Genomic DNA, 5,038 nt, shown 5'->3' on the forward strand with positions numbered 1-5,038 from the left:
GTCAGCTACCAGATCAATCGACAACTCTCTGGGTGGATCCTTCCTCCACTGGTAATACGCGCCGTCGGGGCGCACCGTAGGGCTTCACATAGGCCGGAGGCATCAATCGCACCGTATGCCCCAACGCCTGGAGCTCGCGGGACCAATAGTGGGATGACGCGCAAGCCTCAATTCCAACCAGGCATGGCGGCAACCTCTCAAAGAACGCCAGCACGTGCTGACGCCTCAACTGACGGCGGATCACCCCCTGACCGCCAGCATCAACCCCGTGAACCTGAAAAACCGACTTAGCGATGTCCAGTCCGATTGTCGTGATCGTTTGCATGGATAGCTCCTCCAGATCGTGGGAGCCCTAGCAGCTCCCAAATCCATGGCACTCGCGTGCCGGATGGAGGAGCCGTCCACAGCATCAGAAGCGGACTCATGCAGTGGAGCAATTGGGATCGTTACTCCCCATTGTCGCGCGCGGAGCGACTGCGAACCGTCCGCCTACTCTTGCAGCGCAAATTCGGTCTGGGCCTCGTCATAGGCCTTCTGGTCCTCGGCGCTGAGCTTGGACTCGCCGATGGTGACGACGACCTTATTTAGTGTCCCCGTGAATTTGAAGGGCACCTGGTAGTCCTCGCTAACTGGCGTGCCCGCGTCTTCCCCGACGTCGAAGGTCTCGCCCAGTGAGACGCGCATTGGCAGCGTGCGTTCGACCCGGCCCTCGGCCACCGCCTTGCCGTCCACCGACAGCACGATAGCGCCGCCTTTGCCGAGGCCGCCGTCGTAGTTGAAGTTGGCGGTCAAGGTGTGCTTGCCGGCCGGTACTTTCTCCTTCGAGACAACGTTGTAGCGGGCTATCCCCGCGAGGTTGTAGTGATAGACGAGCTTGCCGTTCAGCAGGTAAAGCCCGTAGCCGCCGAAGCGTCCGCCCTGCGTGAGTAGCACGCCGTCGGCTCCCGCCTCCGGAATTTCAACCTCCGCACGGATTTCGAAGGATTTGTTCTTCAGGTCCGGCGCACTGCCTTCCGGGATGCGGATGACGCCGGGATAATATGTAAAGACGTTGCGTCCGCTGATCAGGCTGGGACGGATCGACACGTCGAAGCGCTCGATGCGGCTGTTGTCCAGAGGCATCACGTTGTAACGGCCGGCCTCGCCCCAAAAAAGCTCCTTGAGTTCCAGGAGCTTGGCCGGATTCTCTGCGGCGAGGTCCTTCGCCTGCGAGAAGTCGTCGGTCAGTTGGTAGAGTTCCCATTTGTACTCATCGACGGGAGGCAGCTTGCCCGTCATGTTCCAGGGAGCTATCGGCGGTGTAGTGCTTGCCATCCACCCTTCATGGTAAATGCCGCGGAAGCCGAGCACTTCAAAATACTGCGTCTTGTGGCGTGAGGCGGCCTTGGCGTCGGCGAACGTGTAAACCAGGCTTCCGCCTTCGACCGGCTTTTGGGCCACGCCGTTGATGCTGGACGGAAATTGGATACCGGCGGCCTCCAGGATGGTGGGAGCGATATCGATCACAGAGGAGAATTGCGAGCGGATACCTCCCTTGTCTTTAATGCGCGCCGGCCAGGAGATGACGAGGTCGTTGCGTGTGCCGCCGAAGTGGCTGGCGATCTGCTTGGTCCACTGGAAGGGCGTGTCCATTGCATGCGCCCAGCCGACCGGGTAGTGGTTGTTCGCCATCGGGCCGCCCAACTCGTCCATTCGACGCTGCACCTCCTTGAAGTCCTCGGGGATGCCGTTCAGGATTGTCAGCTCGTTGAGCAGGCCCTGCGGGGTCCCCTCGGCGCTGGCACCATTATCGCCCTGTATGTAAATGGCCAGCGTGTTGTCCAGGTCACCCGACTGTTCAATCGCGTCGAGGACGCGACCGACCTGGTAATCAACGTACGAAAGGGCGGCCGCGTAAACCTCCATCATGTGGGCGAAGACCTTCTGGTGGTCGGCATCGAAGGAGTCCCAGGCGGGGATGGCCGCCGGCCGCGGCGTGAGCTGGGTGTCCGCCGGGACGATGCCCAGCCTCTTTTGGTTCTCGAGGATGATCTCGCGCTGCTTGTCCCAGCCCTCATCGAACTTCCCTTTGAACTTGGCGATCCAATCTTTGGGAGCATGGAGCGGGGCGTGAGCGGTGCCAGGGGCGTAATAGGCTACCCAGGGTTTCTCCGGAGCGACCGCCCGTAGCGTGCGGAGACGGTCGATGAAGTGGTCGGCCAGGTCCTTTTCAAAGAAGTAGTCCTTTTGATCGTGCGGTGGCTCGATGGGTTTGATGTTCTCGTAGAGAGCGGGCGAATACTGGTTGGTGTCCCCACCGAAGAAGCCGTAGAAATACTCGAAGCCCAAGCCGGTAGGCCACAGGTCGAACGGCCCGGCCTGGCTGTTGTGCCAGTCGGGAACGTTGTGGTTCTTGCCGTACCAGGCGGTGTTCCAGCCGTTCTGCTTGAGGACCTCGGCGAACGTCCCGCAGCTCTTGGGCATCAGGCTGTCGTAGCCTGGATAGCCGGTGGCCAGCTCCATGACGATGCCCGTCGAACAGGTGTGTGGATTGCGCCCCGTGAGCAGCGCGGTACGCGTGGGCGAACAAACGGCAGTGGTGTGGAACTGGTTGTAGCGCAGCCCGTTTGTGGCCAGGCGATCGAGCGTCGGGGTCGGTATCGGCCCGCCAAACGTGCTGCTGGCGCCAAAGCCGACGTCATCGGTCAGGATGAGCAAGATGTTCGGAGCACCTTTCGGGGCCTTCACTTCCTTGGGAAAGTCGGGGGTCGAGTCCTTGGCTGTTCGGCCGATGGTGCCCAGGAAGGGCGCCTCCGGCGGGGGCAGCACAGGGTAGCCGCCGAGCCCAGCCGGCTCGGGGTTTTTTGTCTTCACATCCGGGGGGAGCGGGCTTTGTGCGGTCGCCGCCGCGATGCCCAGGCCAACAGCGGCTACCGCTGACAGTGTCACTCGATTGCGCATGACTGGCTCCTCGCTCTCCTCGACTGCATCTCGAAGATTTCAGGTCATTGACGGAACGAGAGTTACCCAAGCTTACGCTTTCGAAAAGCAAAGTCCAATCATGTCAGATGCTCGGAATGCCCGCTTTGGGTCTTGGCTGTGTGAAAACGCTCAGCACTTGATGCGTCATAGAACAAGTTATTCGTCCAAGAGCCTCCTATGCGTCCAACTCGCAACGGCACTGAACTTAAAGAACGAGCTGAAGAATGTAATTCTCGTCGCGTTTCGATATTTCGCGTTTTTGCACAGCCAGGGTCACAAGCGGCGGTGGAGGCGAGCACGAACCGGCGTCCGGTCTGCCACTGACAGCCGACATGATAACAGTTTAAGCGTTGTTCTGTTTGGAGCCAATAGCCGATCTTCGCAGCTATGATCCGTCCGTGCTATCGCTAGACATTCTGGTTAAGACAGAGAGAATAGAGACTGCCATGACCGCGGCGTCGGCCTCTCAGAGAGCATGCGGAGACTGCACCCTCTGTTGCAAAATAATGGCAATCGAAGAACTGGGGAAGCCAGCAGGGTCTTGATGCCAGCACTGCAACATTGGAAGCGGCTGTAATCGTTACGCCGAGCGGCCAGCGGAGTGTCGGACTTTTAATTGTCTCTGGTTGATCGATGAGAGATTGGGGCTGCACTGGAAACCCAACAAGTCTAAAATTGTCCTAACAAATTCGGAGGATGGCCTAGAGATTCGATGCGACCCTGGGTCTCCAGATGCTTGGCATAAAGAGCCACTTCGTACGCAAATAAGCAAATGGGCTGAGGCCGGGGAAGCGAACGATGTGACAGTTTTGGTGATCGTCGGAAGCAAAATGACGCTCGTTACTTCCAATCGCGAGTTCAATCTCGGCATCGTTCCTTCAGACGAACGGATTGTGCGTGAGCTAGATGGAACGCATGTCGTGAACGCGACAGTGGTCAAGGCGTCGGACGTCCAAGATTCTTAACGAGGCAGTACCGACAGATAGTCTGGTATGGGTCAAAAGCGCCGATTGGAAGGTCGACCAGTCACTTCCGATCTACCCCGATAAGCAGACGATTTCCGATCCCGCGCGGACTTCGCATTCGGGCCACTAGCTGACAACCTACTCAATAGCCCAGTTTGACGAGAACTAACCTTTGATTGTATCAGAAGAAAGTCGAACCAATGGAGGAGCGATCTGATGGGAGATTTTTTCAGAGCCGCCAAATTCCTTCTCCTCGACCTTGCCTCTACGATTTTCTTTCTTGTGCTGTATCTCTTGACGCAGAATATGGCTTTGTCCGTTGTCTTGGGCTCGGCTCTGGGCGTAATCCAGATAGTAATTCAGATCATTCGACAAAGGCCTGTCCACAGTATGGAGTGGCTGAGCCTATTTCTTGTCGTCGCTGCGGGTTCGGCGACCATCGTCACGGATGACCCGCGCTTCGTGCTGTTCAAGCCAAGTGTGATTTACGTGATTGTAGGAATTGTAATGCTCAAGGCGGGCTGGATGGTTCGCTATCTACCTGCTGTTGCGAAGGCGGTCTCCTCTGATGTCGCTATCGTCGTAGGTTACTCTTGGGCCGCTCTGATGTTCATGTCCGCCGCCGTCAACGCATTGGTGGCTATCGCATGCACTGTACAGACGTGGGCGATGGTCATGCCGATCTTCGGCCTCATTAGCAAGGTAGCCATCTTTGTCGGCGGCTTTCTTGCAATCCGGCTCACGACTATCCGGCGCATCCGCGCTATGCCTGCTGATAAACGTGAGGTTCTGCTCGCTGCGACCGGGGTGCCTATCGAGCCATGGTTGCCGGTCAAGTCGGCTTAGGGTCTTGGCTGTGTGAAAACGGCCAAGACGCTTGTGGGGATAGAAGAAGTTGTTCGTCCAAGACTCTGTTAGCGCTTAAACTCGCAAGCGCACTCAATTTTAAGAGCGGACTGAAGAATGTAATTCTCATCGCGTTTCGATCTTTCGCGTTTTTACACAGCCAGGGTCACAAGCGGCGGTGGAGGCGAGCACTGAAATGGACCCCGATTGTGGGACCACGTGCTTAGTTGGAAGGGGCTGCTCCGTTTGATAGACGGAGCGCATGA

Annotated in this window: 2 protein-coding genes and 1 pseudogene; 1 reads left to right on the forward strand and 2 read right to left on the reverse strand. The window is 57.8% G+C overall.

Features of this window, described 5'->3' with window-relative positions:
• Positions 1 to 76 precede the first annotated feature (76 nt).
• Positions 77 to 325 (reverse strand): annotated as a pseudogene (locus AAFX91_RS38970) (IS110 family transposase); the annotation flags it as partial.
• Between the two features lie 164 nt (positions 326 to 489).
• A complete protein-coding gene (locus tag AAFX91_RS38975) occupies positions 490 to 2,940 on the reverse strand; it encodes an arylsulfatase (protein WP_394570046.1) in 2,451 nt (816 codons plus the stop codon).
• Between the two features lie 1,202 nt (positions 2,941 to 4,142).
• Between AAFX91_RS38975 and AAFX91_RS38980 the strand changes: the two genes are divergently transcribed.
• Positions 4,143 to 4,772 carry a septation protein IspZ gene (locus AAFX91_RS38980; RefSeq protein WP_394570047.1) on the forward strand — a complete coding sequence of 210 codons (630 nt, stop codon included), beginning with the start codon at positions 4,143 to 4,145 and terminating at the stop codon, positions 4,770 to 4,772.
• The last annotated feature ends 266 nt before the right edge of the window (positions 4,773 to 5,038 follow it).

The organism is Bradyrhizobium sp. 31Argb, from assembly GCF_043638955.1.
Taxonomy (GTDB): Bacteria; Pseudomonadota; Alphaproteobacteria; order Rhizobiales; family Xanthobacteraceae; genus Bradyrhizobium.